The organism is Microbacterium galbinum, from assembly GCF_023101185.1.
Lineage (GTDB): Bacteria > Actinomycetota > Actinomycetes > Actinomycetales > Microbacteriaceae > Microbacterium > Microbacterium galbinum.
Genome location: NZ_CP078077.1, coordinates 1,997,453 through 2,010,717, shown reverse-complemented (window position 1 = coordinate 2,010,717; position 13,265 = coordinate 1,997,453). Strand labels below are relative to the sequence as shown.

Sequence of the window (13,265 nt, the reverse complement as noted above, 5' to 3'; positions counted from 1 at the left end):
TAGCTTCTCACCCCGAGACGGCCTCCGGGCCCTCGGGGGGAGCGACGACGGCCGCCGATTCGGACGGGACCGTGATCAGCCCGTCGACGATGAGCGCCTCGCCCGTCGCCAGGAGCACCTCGTCACCGGCGCCGACCGCGAAGGACGCGGGCTCGGGCGACAGGTTCACCAGCACCGCCAGCGCACCGCGGTCGATCCGGTAGACACGGGCGTCGGGCGCGTTGCCTGCCGAGTCCGCGCTCACCTCGACCGTGACGCGGTTGCGCGACGAATCGGGGTCGGTGAGTTCGGGTCGGGCGCGGCGCAGCGCGATCAGATCGCGGTACAGCGCGTACAGCCCTGCATGCGAGGGCCGGTCGAGTTCGGCCCAGTCGAGGTGCGAGCGCTCGAAGGTCTCCGGGTCCTGCGGGTCGGGCACCTGATCGGGGTCCCAGCCCATGCGGGCGAACTCGGCGATGCGGCCCTCGGCGGTCGCGCGACCGAGCTCGGGCTCGGGGTGCGAGGTGAAGAACTGCCAGGGCGTGGAGGCTCCCCACTCCTCTCCCATGAAGAGCATGGGGGTTCCGGGAGCGGTGAGGGTGAGCACGGCCGCGACCGCGAGCCTCCCCGGCGACAGCGTCTGCGAGAGCCGGTCGCCCGCCGCACGGTTGCCGATCTGGTCGTGGTCCTGGGCGAAGGTCACCAGTCGCCAGGCGGGGACCGTGTCGGGGACCGGTCGGCCGTGCGGACGCCCGCGGAACGACGAGAACGTGCCGTCGTGGAAGAACCCTCCGCGGGTGACCTTGGCGACGGCATCCGCCGCGGCGAAGTCCTCGTAGTAGCCCGCCGTCTCACCGGTCAGGGCCACGTGCACGGCGTGATGCCAGTCGTCGGACCACTGCGCCGTGAGCCCGTAGCCGCCCGCCTCGCGCGGGAGGATGAGCGTGGGGTCGTTGAGGTCCGACTCGGCGATCAGAGTGAGCGGCCGCTGCTGATGCGCCGACAGCGCATCGACTCGCTCGGCCAGCTCCTGCAGGATGTGCACGGGCTGCTCGTCGTGCAGCGCGTGCACCGCGTCGAGGCGGAGCCCGTCGACGTGGAAGTCGCGCAGCCACATCAGCGCGTTCTCGATGATGTACTCGCGCACCGCCGGCTCATCGAGGTCGATCGAGTCGCCCCACGTGTTGCGCTGACCGTCGCGCAGATACGGACCGAACTCGGGCAGGTAGTTGCCGCTCGGACCGAGGTGGTTGTACACGACGTCCTGAATGACGGCGAGACCGCGGGCGTGCGCGGCATCCACCAACCGCTGGTAGGCGCGCGGGCCGCCGTACTGCTCGTGCACCGCATACCAGAGCACGCCGTCGTAGCCCCAGTTCCAGAGGCCGTTGAAGGCGTTCACCGGCAGCAGCTCGATGTGCGTGACGCCGAGATCCACGAGGTGGTCGAGCCGCTCGATCAGCGCGTCGAGCGTGCCCTCGGGCGTCATCGTGCCGACGTGCAGCTCGTAGATCACGCCGCCCGCGAGGGGGCGGCCGGTCCACGCGGCATCCGTCCAGGCGAAGGTCGACGCGTCGAATGCCGCCGACGGGCCGTGCACGCCGTCGGGCTGACGACGCGAGCTCGGGTCGGGGCGGGCTTCGTCGGCGTCATCGATCACGAAGCCGTAGCGGTCGCCCTCGGCGAGCGCCACGTCGGCGCGCCACCAGCCGTCGGATGCCGGGGCCAGCTCGGTGTCGTGGGGGGATGCCGCGGCATCCGTCCAGCGGCGCAGCCGCAGTCGCTGCGCCCGCGGCGCCCAGACCTCGATCATCGTGCCTCCATCAGCAGGGCGACGGGATAGGTGTCGAGCAGCTCGGCCAGGCGCACGGGGCCCGGATCGATGCGGCGGCCGGTGAGCACATCGGTGGCCGCACTGTCGGGGCGCATCAGGAGCGTGTCGCCCCAGCCGCCACGGGCCGCGAGCCCTACGGGCAATCGGGTCGCGACGACGGTGACGCGGCCGCGGTCGACCGCGACGGCATGGGCAGATGCCTCGCCCACGACCTCGGCCGGACGGTAGCGGGTGAACAGCTCGGAGTGGTCGCGGCGCAGCCGGAGGGCGCGCGAGGTGACCAGCATCTTGGCGAGACCCGTGCCGTCGACCGCCGGGAGGAGCCCGTGCGCCACGTCGGTGTCGAGCGCGCCGAGCAGCTGCGCGTGCGCGGCGAAGTCGACCGGGCGTCGGTTGTCGGGGTCGACGAGCGACAGATCCCACAGCTCGCTGCCCTGATAGACGTCGGGCACGCCGGGACCGGTGAGCTGGAGCAGCTTGGCCGACAGCGAGTTCGACCGACCGAAGCCGGTGATCTCGGCGACGAACCCCTCGAGCGTCTCGCGGGCGGCTCCGTTCGCGGCATCCGCGATGGCGATCACGCCCCGCTCGAAGTCCTCGTCGGGGTGCTGCCAGGTCGTCGACTCGGCCGCCTCGCGCGCGGCCTTGAGGCCGTAGTCGCGCAGACGTTCGGAGGTGATCGGCCAGGCGCCGACCGCCGCCTGCCACAGCAGCGAGTCGAGAGGGCCGTGACCGGTCGAGGCGATCGCGCGCAGATCGGCGAGCACATCGGCCCAGCGCTGCGGGATCTCGGCGAGGACCGACAGCCGCGCCCGCACGTCTTCCGAGCGCTTGGTGTCGTGCGTCGAGAGCGTCGTCATCGAGTGCGGCCAGGCGGCGAGGCGGTCCTGCTGAGCCGCGTGGAACTCGGCCGGGGTCAGCGCCGCGATCGACGGGTCGCCGCCGACCTCGGTCAGGGTACCGAGGCGGGTGTAGCGGTAGAACGCCGTGTCCTCCACGCCCTTCGCCATCACCGCGCCGCTCAGCTGCGGGAAGCGGTCGGCGATCTCGAGCGCCGTGTCGGCGAGGAGCGGGGCGAGTTCGGCGATCGGCCCCGCGAGATCCGGTCGGCGCCGGGAGGCCTCGGCGAGCGCCCGGTCCAGGTGCTCGCGCCCCGCGGGCAGATACGGGCGATACAGCGGGAAGCACGCCACGATCTCGGTGAGCGCGTCATCCGCGTCGACGATGCCGAACGGCAGGCTGCGCACGAGGCGTCGCACCTCGGACTGCAGGATCGTCTCGGCGATCATCCGCTTCGTCGTGTGCGTCAGGTCGTGCCACGACTCCGCCTCGGGCAGGCCGGTGTCGGCACGCAGACGGGAGTCGAGCGCGTCGAGCGCCGCGACACCGGCCGGGTCGATGAGCACGCGGTCGATCTCACCCAGTGCGTCGTACCCCGTGGTGCCGTCGGTGCGCCACCAGTCGGGCAGCGCCTCGCCCGGTTCGAGGATCTTCTCGACGAGCACGTACGCCCCGCCCGTGGCATCCGCCAGGCTCTCGAGATAGCCGCCCGGATCCGACAGGCCGTCGGGGTGGTCGACCCGGAGGCCGTCGGCGAGGCCGTCGGTGATCCACCGGACGATCTCGCGGTGCGACGCCGCGAAGACGTCGGGGAGCTCGACACGGATGCCGGCGAGCTCGGGTACCGCGAAGAACCGCCGGTAGTTGAGCTCGGTGTTCTGGTCCTCCCAGAACCGCAGCTCGTAGTGCTGCGCGGCGAGCAGTGCGGGCAGATCGTCGGCGAGCGCGGCCGTGCCGGGGGCCAGCGGGAGAACGTGCTCGAAGTAGGAGAGGGTGCCGTCCGGAGCATCCGTCTGCGGAGTCGTATCGACCACGAGGTCGCCCGACGCCACCACGTCGGCGGGCGCCGCGCCGAGGATCGGGAGGCGCACCCGGTCGGAGCTCCGTCGCCAGTCGATGTCGAACGCGACCGCGTGCGACGACGATCGACCGAGGCGCAGCACGTCCCACCACCACGGGTTCGCGCGCGGAACACCGACCCCCATGTGGTTCGGGACCGTGTCGATCAGGATGCCGAGGCCCGCACCGTGCGCCGCGGCCGCGAAGCGCTCGAGTCCTTGCGCTCCCCCGCGGCTCGGATCGACCAGAGAGTGATCGACGACGTCGTAGCCATGGTCGGATCCCGGAGTCGCGGCGAGCAACGGCGAGAGATACGCCCAGTCTGCACCGAGCGCGGCGAGGTACGGCGCGACGCGCGCCGCCTCGTCGAGCGTGAGGCGCGAGGTGATCTGCAGGCGGTACGTCGAGAGAGGGCGACGGGTCACGGGTTCTCCTCGTCCGGTGCCTCGGTCGGAGCGTCATCGGCCTCGGCGGCGGATGCAGCCGCAGCCGCCTCGACCGCCTCGACGTGCTCGGTCTGCGCGCGCAGAGATGCCTCGACGGAGTCGTCGGTGTCGATCTCCGCCTCGGGGCGCTCGCGCAGCACGAGCAGCGACTGGGCCTCGAGGATGAGGTCGTCGCGCGGACGCAGGGTCGCTCCCTCGATCGACTGACCCGCCGTGTCGACGACGATCTCCCAGCCCTTCGCGAGCCGGGCCGGCGGCAGAACGGCGTCGACCGCGGCATCCCCGCTGTTGAAGTAGACGAGGAAGTTCACGTCGGTGACGGGGCGCCCGCGCACGTCCTTCTCGCGGATGCCGTAGCCGTTGAGGAACATGCCGACCGAGAGTCCGAATCCGGAGTCCCAGTCCTCGGGCTTCATCGGGCGTCCGTCCGGCCGCAGCCAGACGACGTCGGGCACGCGCTCGCCGTCTTCGTCGCGCACGGGGCGCCCGTCGAAGAAGCGGCTGCGTCGGAACGTCGGATGCTCGTGCCGCAGTCGGGCGACGGATGCGGTGAACTCGATCAGGGGCCGGTCGGCGGCATCCCAATCGACCCAGGTGATCTCATTGTCCTGCGCGTAGCCGTTGTTGTTGCCGCCCTGCGTGCGGCCCAACTCGTCACCGTGCGCGATCATCGGCACGCCCTGCGAGAGCAGCAGCGTGGCCAGGAAGTTGCGCTGCTGGCGCGCCCGGCGGCGGTTGACATCGGCGTCGTCGGTCGGCCCCTCCACCCCGTTGTTGTCGGAGCGGTTGTGAGACTCGCCGTCGTTGTTGTCTTCGCCGTTGGCCTCGTTGTGCTTCTCGTCGTACGACACGAGGTCGCGGAGGGTGAAGCCGTCGTGCGCGGTGACGAAGTTGATCGACGCCACGGGGCGGCGGCCGGAGTGCTCGTAGAGGTCGGCCGAGCCGGTCAGGCGCGACGCGAACTCGCCGAGCGCCTGCGGCTCTCCGCGCCAGAAGTCGCGGACCGTGTCGCGGTACTTGCCGTTCCACTCGGTCCACTGGGGCGGGAAGTTGCCCACCTGGTAGCCGCCGGGGCCGACGTCCCACGGCTCGGCGATCAGCTTCACCTGCGAGACGATCGGATCCTGTTGCACGAGCTCGAAGAACGCCGCCAGCCGGTCGACGTCGTAGAACTCGCGAGCAAGGGTCGAGGCGAGATCGAAGCGGAACCCGTCGACGTGCATCTCGGTCACCCAGTAGCGCAGCGAGTCCATGATCAGCTGCAGCGCGTGCGGACTGCCGGCGTTGAGGCTGTTGCCCGTGCCGGTGTAGTCGGTGTAGTACCGCTTGTCCTCCTCCAACCGGTAGTACGCCCGGTTGTCGATCCCGCGCATCGAGAGCATCGGTCCCAGATGATTGCCCTCGGCGGTGTGGTTGTAGACGACGTCGAGGATGACCTCGATGCCCGCGGCGTGGAGGGCGCGGACCATCGCCTTGAACTCCTGCACCTGCTGACCCTGCTGGCCGTTCGAGGCGTAGTCGTTGTGCGGCGCGAAGAATGCGAGCGTGTTGTAACCCCAGTAGTTGGTGAGGCCCTTGTCCTGGAGCACCGAGTCGTGCACGAACTGGTGCACCGGCATGAGCTCGATCGCCGTCACCCCGAGGCGCACGAGGTGGTCGATGATGGCGGGATGCGCGATGCCCGCGTAGGTGCCGCGCAGGTCGTCGGGCACGTCGGGATGCTGAACGGTGAGGCCCTTCACGTGCGCCTCGTAGATCACGGTCTGCGCGTAGGGCGTCTTGAGAAGCCGGTCGCCCGCCCAGTCGAAGAACGGGTTGATGACCACGCCCTTCGCCATCGACGCGGCCGAATCCTCGTCGTTGCGGGAGTCGGGGTCGCCGAAGTCGTAGCCGAAGAGCGACTGCCCCCAGTCGATGTCACCCGCGACGGCCTTGGCGTAGGGGTCGAGCAGCAGCTTGTTCGGGTTGAACCGCTGACCCTCGGTGGGGTCGTAGGGGCCGTGCACGCGGTAGCCGTAGAGCTGCCCCGGCTGCACCGCCGGCAGGTAGCCGTGCCAGACGAACGCATCGACCTCGGTCAGCTCCACACGCTGCTCGGTGCCGTCGGCGTCGAACAGGCACAACTCGACCTTCTCGGCGCATTCGCTGAAGAGGGCGAAGTTGGTTCCCTGTCCGTCGTAGGTGGCCCCCAGGGGGTAGGGCGTTCCCGGCCAGATCTCGAGGCTCATGCCGTGATCTTAGGCGCACGCGGTGACGCGGCTGTTTCGGCGACGATCTCCACGGCGCGGTGGAAGTCGTGAACCTGAGCGATCTCGCTCGCCTGGGCGTAGGGGTGGCCGACGTAGCAGACGAACACGGGCGGCACGACCTCGACGAAGCCGACCGGGCCGTCGTGCAGCACGACGTAGCGGTCGGGGTCGACGCGCTCGTACGAGACCTCGCTCGGAGCGTCTGCGGTGGCCGGGGTATTGGCGGCGGGCGAGTGGACGAGTCCGTGCTCGTCACCGCCGCATGCGGAGCCGGGGGATGTGCGGGTCTGTGCAGTCATGCGGGCTCCTGTGATTCTGTTTGTGGTGTCGACGATAGGCGCGCGCGGGGAATCGGAGAATGCCATTGCCAGAGCGGTAGGCCAGCGGTTAGCATCGGCAGTTCTCTTCATCGCGCCCGGCGTCACAGATCGCCGCGCTGTCCGGTCATAGCGGGTGGAGCGACCGCGCTCCGCGTGGAGAAGAGGAGACCATGCCCGACGAACTGTCGCCCGCCGACGGCCTGAACGACGCGCTCGAGACCTTCGACGCTCATCACCGTCGCCTCTTCGGCGTCGCCTACCGAATGCTCGGCAGCGTGTCGGATGCCGAGGACATCGTGCAGGAGACGTGGATCCGCTGGCAGGGTGCTGAGCGCGCCGGCATCCGCGAGCCCGTGGCCTTTCTCACGACCATCGCGACCCGCCTGTCGATCAATGCGCTGACATCGGCCAGGGCGCGTCGCGAGACCTACGTCGGGCCCTGGTTGCCCGAGCCCGTGAACACCGACGACGACCCGGCGCTCGGCGCCGAACGCGCCGAGGCGCTGCAGTTCGCGGTGCTGATCATGCTCGAGAAGCTCACCCCCACCGAGCGCGCGGCGTACGTGCTGCGCGAAGCCTTCGACTACCCGTACCCGCGCATCGCCGAGGTCATCTCGGTGAGCGTGGTCAGTGCTCGACAGCTCGTCAGCCGGGCCCGCGCGCACCTGAGTTCGGAACGGCGCATCGCGGTCGCCCCCACCGCCCAGCGCAGTCTGCTCGAAGCCTTTCTCGTCGCCGCGCGCAAGGGCGATGCCGCGCAGCTCGAGAAGCTCTTCGCCGAGGAGGTCGTCAGCTACACCGATGGCAACGGGGCCAAGCTCGCCGCCCGCATCCCCGTAATCGGGCGGGGCCGGGTCGCGTCGTTCGTCGCCGCGTTCGCGCATCACTTCTGGACGGGTAAGACGATCGGGTGGGTGCACGTCAACGGCCAGCCCGCCGCGACGCTCGTCGAAGACGGGGTCGTCACGACCATGGTCACGATCACGACATCGGGCGACGGCATCCGCCAGCTGCTCTGGGTGATGAGCCCCGACAAGCTGCGACATGTCACGGCTCTGTCGGCATGACGGGCAGACGGCCTGCGCGCTGGTGGCGCGCAACCCGTGCGGCCGGCATCCCGATGATCGATGCGCTCGCCGGCGCGGTGACCGCAACGGATGCCGGGGCGCTGCTCGCGATGCTCCGGCCGGACGTCGTGACGCTGGTCGACGATGGTGGACGGGAGGCCCGTTCGCGCGATGCGCTGCGGGGAGCGGATGCCGCGGCCCGCGAGTTGCGGATCGCGCTCGCGGGCCGGGAGCTGCGGAGGGTGTCGATCAACGGCGACCCCGGCCTCGTGGCGCTCGCCGGCGAACGCGCGGTTGCGACGGTGTGCGCCTCGGAGCGCGGCGGACGCATCGCCGAGCTCTGGATCGTGCGCGATCCGGCCAAGCTGGCGAACTGGGCTCGGCACTGACGTCACATCTCACGGGGGTGTGCGGTCAGTACTGGTGACGCCGCTCTCCGCGGCGCGACCCAGAGAAAGGCATGACATGTCGAAGATCGTCGTCATCGGTGGCACGGGACTCATCGGTTCCAAAGTCGTCGCGAAGCTCACCGCCCACGGCCACGAGGCGATCGCCGCCTCACCCAACACCGGGGTGAACTCGATCACCGGAGAGGGCCTCGCCGAGGCGTTGACCGGTGCAGACGTCGTGGTCGATGTGTCGAACTCGCCGTCGTTCGAGAAGGATGCCGTGCTCGCGTTCTTCACCACGTCGACGCAGAACCTGCTCGCCGCGGAGAAGGCCGCCGGCGTCGGGCACCACGTCGCCTTGACGATCGTCGGCACCGACCGCCCGCAGAGCATCGACTACTTCCACGCCAAGGCCGCGCAGGAGAAGCTGATCGCGGAGTCGGGCGTGCCCTACTCGTTCGTGCACGCGACGCAGTTCTTCGAGTTCATCGGCAGCATCGCCTCGACCGTCGCCGCCGGAGCCGAAGTGCGGCTGCCCGGCGCGCTCATCCAACCGATCGCCGCCGACGACGTCGCGACGGCCGTCGCCCGGACCGCCGTGGGCGAACCGCTCGACGGCGGCATCGAGATCGCCGGCCCGGAGGTGTTCACGATGGACGACTTCATCCGCCGCGGGCTGGCGTTCCGCGGCGACGACCGCGTCGTCGTGCAGGACCCCGACGCCCAGTACTTCGGCGCACACATCGAGGAGCGCACGCTCCTGCCGGTCGACGGGGTGCAGATCTTCGCGACGACGCTCGAGGAGTGGCTGCCGGCGAACCCGCCGCGCTGAGCGGGGTTCGATCGTCTCGGTTCTGATCTGTGGGGCGATGGCGGCGTGCGGCGGGCGGAGGCTCGGTGGGCGCCGTCACCGGAAGATGAGGAAGCCGAGTGCTCAGGACCACCCCCACGGATGCTCGAGCATGTAGAGGAGCAGGACGGGGCCGAGCGCCGCGATGGCGAGTGCTCCCATCGCGCCGAAGATCTTGGTCGCGAGCGATCCGAATCGGGTTCGGAAGTGCACGTTCTTGTAGATGAACGCCGCGAGCACGATCGACATCCCGTACTGCACGTACTGCCATATCGGGACGAAGTTCAAGTACACGGACCAGATCGTCCAGAGTGGGAACGCCGCCCAGAGCGCTCCAGCCACGACCATTGTCATCCAGGCCGCTGCGCGGGCCCGCTCCCTCTGCGCCCAGTTCGGGACATACGGATGCTCGGGCCCTGCCGCGCGGTCGTTGTCGCCGCTCATGCGCCCGGGAACTGTGAGTAGATCATGCCCAGCACCAGCGATTCGAGCATTCCGAGCGCCCCATAGAGCGCCGCCTGCCGGTTGCCCCACAGCGCGAAGAACAGCACCAACAGCGAGGCCGCCCCGAACACCCACCAGGCCATCGCGAGATAGCCGAAGATCGCGAGCCCGATGATGCCGTAGATCGGCACCGCCAGGATGATGAACGACACCGCAGTCACGATCAGTGGCGTGAACGCCACGATCGCACCGAAGGTCTCGGCTCTGTCGCGCTTTTTCGGCGCTGTCGGCGACTGGACGGGCGTAGTCGGCGGTGCACCCGCGTTGTCCTCGATCATGATTCGGGCGAAGCGGTTGGGGCCGGAGTTGCCATGCCGAACTTGGGAGTCTCCGTAGGATGCTCCCGCTCAACGACGTCGTAGTCGAATAGATTATCCGGAAACATGAGCTCTCTGAGCTCCCAACGGTCTCCTGCTTCGCACGTACTCGTGGCGCGTATCGTGACAATGTCGTTCTCCACGCCACTGGAGATCGTGATGAGTAAGTCATCGATGTAACTCGATCTCTTCTCCGCCTCAACGGTGACGGATGAGACTCCAGCGGCGTATGTCCGTCCGACGATTCCCGTCCACCCACGGCCCTCGAGCCAATCCATCAGCTCGTCCGCTATGTCCGGGGCTGTCGGTGCCGACATCCGCCAGTCGCTCTCGAGCGGCGTTCCACGCTGAACGTAGAAGTTGTATCCGTTTGCCCCGCATCCATTAGGTATGTCGCCGTACTCCCCTACCGTCCACTCACCGTCGAAGATGTGGAGTTGCAATTCGGACAGCTCCTGCTTCATCGTGAGATTGGTTTCGCGAGCGTGCTCGTACAGAGTCACGCCCGTCTGCGCACAACTAGTCATCGTGAGAATTGCTCCTGTCGAAAAAAGCGTGAGTGCTGCGAGAAGACGACGTCGGCACCGCGATCCGCTTTTCACTGGCGCGCCTCGACGCGCTCGGCGAAATCGGCCACAGCTTGCATCATGGCTTCTGAGCGGGGATCCAGGTACCCGACGCTTTCCTCGGGGATGAATCCCAGATGCCAGTACGGCGCCCGGTGAATGCGATAGATGATCTCGGTCGATCAGTGGTGTGAACACCACGATCGCACCGAAGGTCTCGGCTCTGTCGCGCTTCGCCTTCGCTGTCGGCGACTGGACGGGCGTAATCGGCGGTGCACCCCCATTGTCCTCGATCATGATTTGGGCGAAGCGGTTGGGGCGGGAGTTGCCATGCCGAACTTGGGAGCCTCCGTAGGATGCTCTGTTGGCGGGAAGGTGTTTCCCGAGAATCCATCGGGGAACATCAGCTTGTCGAGCTCGTCAATGTCGCCCGGTTCGCACGTGCCTTTCGCTCTCAAGCTGATTGCGTCGGACTTCTCACCGGCGGAGATCGTCACGAGGAGATCGTCGATATGAGCCACGGGCTTTGAAGCCTCGATCGTTACGGCCCCGACCTCACTTGCGTATGACCGATTAACGATTCCTGCCCACTTGTTCGCCTCGAGCCAAGCCACGATGTCGTTGGCCTGCGCTTGAACGCTCTTACTGGGCAGACGCCATTCAATACCCAACGGTGTGGCGCGATGCACGCTGAAGCTATATCCACTCCCGCAGGCCTCGGCAATGTCCCCATATTCGATCACGTCCCAATCGCCATCGAAGATGTGAACCTGTAGCAAGGAGACCTCGGTCTTCATCGCAGCGTTGGCTCTCTGCGCTTCCGCGTACAGATCGCTGCTCGAGTGGGTGCAACCGGTCAACATCAGAATTCCTCCTGTCAGGGCGAGCAAGCGATACCCGAATCTGCGTGGCTTGGTTCGAGCTCTCGTGCGTTTCATTGACGTTCCTCAGCACGCTCCGCGTAGTCCGCCACGGCCTGCAGGAAAGACTCCGATCGTGGATCTAGATACCCGACGCTGTCCTCGGGGATCAAGCCGAGCGTCCAATAGGGAGCTCTGTGAAGGCGGTACAGCATCTCCGTCGAGGCTCCAGCGTTATGGCCCTGCGTCGACATCCCTACAACCGGATGCCCGTCCGCCGTCAGGTAGTTCTCAACGACACCACCGTGCGCCCCGATCTCCTCGACCCCCGGGATCGTCTTCGGATCTACAGGATGCGTCGAGAGATCGGTTCGCCCCATCCATGCGATCGGATCGAGCCAAGACGAGGCAGCGGAAACGGAAACGGTATCGTCCTCGATCTGGGTGGCGAGTTTCGTTGCAGCTCCATCGGTGACGCCCGCAGAGCCGAATAGGGTGAGGTGGTCGAAGATCCCTCGATTGTGCGCCTGGTTGGTCGCGACCATAGTTGTACCCAGCGAGTGCGCCCAGCCCTCTTGCCAAGCTGTTGGATTTACGCGGCGCATGCCTGACACGAGAGCGGCTTCTCGATCCGCTCCCAGCACAGCCTCGCGCATTCCCTGCACCGTGTTCCACTCGCCGGAGTCCCACTCCATGAAAAGGACGGCTGCGGTCCCCGAAGTGATCCCTCGCTGATCGAGCTGTTGAGCGGATTCGCGCTGTAGATCACGCAGGATCGTTCCCCATTCGCCCATAGCGCTCGTATCTGTTCCGATTCCATGCGTGACCGTGATGATTTGCCCCGCGGCGTCCAGATCCCCCACAAAGAGCGATCCTCGAACTTCTCCGTCGCCGTCGAGGAAAAGTGAGAGCACATTCGAACCTTTACCGAGCTCCTTGTCGATGAGGTTGAGCCTCGCGCGCTGATCTTCTGTGAGAGTCGACTCCCCGAGCAGTCGCTCGAGTTCTCGTGCGCCGAACTCCGCTCTGACCGAGGCAGGGATGCCGTTGAGGTTTCCGATCGTTGCGGGGGCGCGATTCCACAACGCGGAGAGCGGTCCAGTCACCCAAATGCCCGATGCATCCTGGGTCGAGCGTGACCTAAGTCGGTCGTAGAGTGCTTGCGCCTGTGCGGGCGGGATGAACCCGACTGTCGCGAAGAAGTCTGGATGAGTCGCGAGCCAGTCTTCGAGGTCCTGGTCGGTCGCGGTCGCGAACCACTCGATTCGTTGCGCCGTTGCCCGTGCCACTGCAAGGCCGAAGTAGTCGTCGAGCGACACGACTCGAGGCGCTTCCCCCGGGCCGGGCGCTGCCGCTGGCGGATAGAGCCCCCACGCCGTCTGCGACGTGGTCACTCGACTGCCATCACGCCGGGTGACCTCATCGCCGCCGGAGATGTTTCGGATCTTGTCGGCGAGGTCTTGCTCCGCCTGCGCCATTTCGCGGTGGAAGAGGTCGACCTCCAGAGCGAGCCGCGCGGCCTCTTCGTCGAGCAGATCGAGATTGACCTTCGCCGTAGCGTAGGCATCCGTCTCGGGGTGGTTGCGCCCGGTGATGGTCGGATCGTTCTCCGGATCAGCCACATATGCCGCGATCTCCTGATCGAGGATCAGCGAATGCGACCGGTGGCGATCATTCAAGTTCTGAATGGTGCCCTGGAGCTCTGCACGCGTCTGCTCCAACTTCGCGAACGTTTCACCTGCGGCGTTGACCAGCACCGACTTCACCTGCGACATCGCTTCGGCGAACTCCTTTGCGGAGGCCAGGGGCTCGTCGAGGGCATTCGTCGGACTGCCGTCAGGGATGATGGTCAGCGCGCCCTCGATCATTGACCACATGGCGGTCACCGCTTCCATGTTCCCCACGACTGACACGCCGAGAGATTCGGAGTCGGTTCCGAGCGTCGACATAGCTGCGGAGGACGGAACGTCCCGAAGAGTGTGAGC

The 13,265-nt window shown here is 67.5% G+C and carries 12 protein-coding genes; 3 read left to right on the top strand and 9 right to left on the bottom strand.

Annotated elements, in window-relative coordinates:
* Positions 1-7: 7 nt before the first annotated feature.
* Genes treZ through KV396_RS09775 form a run of 4 tightly spaced genes read right to left on the bottom strand, consistent with a single transcriptional unit; the run spans position 8 to position 6,706 of the window.
* On the bottom strand, positions 8-1,792 hold the full coding sequence (gene treZ, locus KV396_RS09790; protein ID WP_247955591.1) for a malto-oligosyltrehalose trehalohydrolase: 1,785 nt from the start codon (positions 1,790-1,792) through the stop codon (positions 8-10).
* The gene (gene treY / locus KV396_RS09785) at positions 1,789-4,137 is read right to left on the bottom strand and encodes a malto-oligosyltrehalose synthase (protein ID WP_247955590.1); all 2,349 of its coding nucleotides are present in this window, start codon (positions 4,135-4,137) and stop codon (positions 1,789-1,791) included. The genes treZ and treY overlap by 4 nt, the downstream gene beginning before the upstream one ends.
* Entirely contained in the window at positions 4,134-6,386 is a 2,253-nt protein-coding gene (gene glgX / locus KV396_RS09780) for a glycogen debranching protein GlgX (protein ID WP_247623399.1), read from the bottom strand. The genes treY and glgX overlap by 4 nt, the downstream gene beginning before the upstream one ends.
* Positions 6,383-6,706 (bottom strand): hypothetical protein, encoded by a 324-nt coding sequence (locus tag KV396_RS09775; protein WP_247955589.1) that lies wholly within the window; start codon positions 6,704-6,706, stop codon positions 6,383-6,385. The genes glgX and KV396_RS09775 overlap by 4 nt, the downstream gene beginning before the upstream one ends.
* Before the next feature lie 191 nt (positions 6,707-6,897).
* On the opposite strand from KV396_RS09775, the gene KV396_RS09770 reads away from it, so the two are divergent.
* From KV396_RS09770 to KV396_RS09760, 3 genes are all read left to right on the top strand, one after another.
* On the top strand, positions 6,898-7,794 hold the full coding sequence (locus KV396_RS09770) for an RNA polymerase sigma-70 factor (RefSeq protein WP_247955588.1): 897 nt from the start codon (positions 6,898-6,900) through the stop codon (positions 7,792-7,794).
* Positions 7,791-8,183 carry a sigma-70 family RNA polymerase sigma factor family protein gene (locus KV396_RS09765; RefSeq protein WP_247955587.1) on the top strand — a complete coding sequence of 131 codons (393 nt, stop codon included), beginning with the start codon at positions 7,791-7,793 and terminating at the stop codon, positions 8,181-8,183. The genes KV396_RS09770 and KV396_RS09765 overlap by 4 nt, the downstream gene beginning before the upstream one ends.
* Before the next feature lie 76 nt (positions 8,184-8,259).
* Positions 8,260-9,015 (top strand): SDR family oxidoreductase, encoded by a 756-nt coding sequence (locus KV396_RS09760; RefSeq protein ID WP_247632890.1) that lies wholly within the window; start codon positions 8,260-8,262, stop codon positions 9,013-9,015.
* 102 nt (positions 9,016-9,117) lie between these two features.
* On the opposite strand, the gene KV396_RS09755 is transcribed toward KV396_RS09760, so the two are convergent.
* The 5 genes from KV396_RS09755 to KV396_RS09735 form a co-directional block, all read right to left on the bottom strand.
* Complete coding sequence (locus KV396_RS09755) at positions 9,118-9,477, bottom strand: hypothetical protein (protein WP_247955586.1); 360 nt, start codon at positions 9,475-9,477, stop codon at positions 9,118-9,120.
* Complete coding sequence (locus tag KV396_RS09750) at positions 9,474-9,815, bottom strand: hypothetical protein (RefSeq protein WP_247955585.1); 342 nt, start codon at positions 9,813-9,815, stop codon at positions 9,474-9,476. Before KV396_RS09750 ends, KV396_RS09755 begins: the two co-directional genes overlap by 4 nt.
* A complete protein-coding gene (locus KV396_RS09745) occupies positions 9,812-10,318 on the bottom strand; it encodes a hypothetical protein (protein ID WP_247955584.1) in 507 nt (168 codons plus the stop codon). The genes KV396_RS09750 and KV396_RS09745 overlap by 4 nt, the downstream gene beginning before the upstream one ends.
* A 395-nt stretch (positions 10,319-10,713) precedes the next feature.
* Positions 10,714-11,217: a hypothetical protein gene (locus KV396_RS09740; RefSeq protein ID WP_247955583.1), complete on the bottom strand. Its 504-nt coding sequence runs from the start codon at positions 11,215-11,217 to the stop codon at positions 10,714-10,716.
* A 137-nt stretch (positions 11,218-11,354) separates the two neighbouring features.
* Positions 11,355-13,157 (bottom strand): alpha/beta hydrolase, encoded by a 1,803-nt coding sequence (locus KV396_RS09735; RefSeq protein WP_247957578.1) that lies wholly within the window; start codon positions 13,155-13,157, stop codon positions 11,355-11,357.
* Positions 13,158-13,265 lie beyond the last annotated feature (108 nt).

Bases quoted from the DNA above. Each gene is read 5' to 3' on its own strand.
- treZ (WP_247955591.1), bottom strand. From the start codon at position 1,792: ATGATCGAGGTCTGGGCGCCGCGGGCGCAGCGACTGCGGCTGCGCCGC.
- glgX (WP_247623399.1), bottom strand. From the start codon at position 6,386: ATGAGCCTCGAGATCTGGCCGGGAACGCCCTACCCCCTGGGGGCCACC.
- KV396_RS09775 (WP_247955589.1), bottom strand. From the start codon at position 6,706: ATGACTGCACAGACCCGCACATCCCCCGGCTCCGCATGCGGCGGTGAC.
- KV396_RS09770 (WP_247955588.1), top strand. From the start codon at position 6,898: ATGCCCGACGAACTGTCGCCCGCCGACGGCCTGAACGACGCGCTCGAG.
- KV396_RS09765 (WP_247955587.1), top strand. From the start codon at position 7,791: ATGACGGGCAGACGGCCTGCGCGCTGGTGGCGCGCAACCCGTGCGGCC.
- KV396_RS09760 (WP_247632890.1), top strand. From the start codon at position 8,260: ATGTCGAAGATCGTCGTCATCGGTGGCACGGGACTCATCGGTTCCAAA.
- KV396_RS09755 (WP_247955586.1), bottom strand. From the start codon at position 9,477: ATGAGCGGCGACAACGACCGCGCGGCAGGGCCCGAGCATCCGTATGTC.
- KV396_RS09750 (WP_247955585.1), bottom strand. From the start codon at position 9,815: ATGATCGAGGACAACGCGGGTGCACCGCCGACTACGCCCGTCCAGTCG.
- KV396_RS09745 (WP_247955584.1), bottom strand. From the start codon at position 10,318: ATGAAGCAGGAGCTGTCCGAATTGCAACTCCACATCTTCGACGGTGAG.
- KV396_RS09740 (WP_247955583.1), bottom strand. From the start codon at position 11,217: ATGAAGACCGAGGTCTCCTTGCTACAGGTTCACATCTTCGATGGCGAT.
- KV396_RS09735 (WP_247957578.1), bottom strand. From the start codon at position 13,157: ATGTGGTCAATGATCGAGGGCGCGCTGACCATCATCCCTGACGGCAGT.